Origin of the sequence: Burkholderia sp. A2 (assembly GCF_001729305.1) — a bacterium.
In the GTDB taxonomy this organism is placed as follows: domain Bacteria; phylum Pseudomonadota; class Gammaproteobacteria; order Burkholderiales; family Burkholderiaceae; genus Burkholderia; species Burkholderia sola.
Window position 1 is genome coordinate 1 of the sequence record NZ_LZXX01000007.1, and the last position, 248, is coordinate 248.

The following is a 248-nucleotide window of genomic DNA, read 5'->3' on the forward strand; positions in this document are numbered from 1 at the left end:
CGAGCAGTTCGAGCGCGTCGCCCATCGGCACCGGCGCCTCGACGTGCCCGCCCGATACCCACACGGTGGGCCCGCTGTCGTCGCCGCCCGGTTCGTCGCGTGCGTCGAGCCGGATGTCCGGGAACAGCGCCCACGCCGCGCCTTGCGACGTGCGACGGGTCGCGATCTGGCCGGTCTCGGTGCTGCCGTAGATCTCGACGAGCGGCGCGTCGAGCGCGGCCTCGGCTTCGCGCGCGAGTTTTTCCGAC

General features: G+C 73.4%; 1 pseudogene. It reads right to left on the reverse strand.

What is annotated here, in order from left to right:
* A pseudogene (locus A9Z05_RS01440) lies at positions 1-248 on the reverse strand (long-chain fatty acid--CoA ligase); the annotation flags it as partial.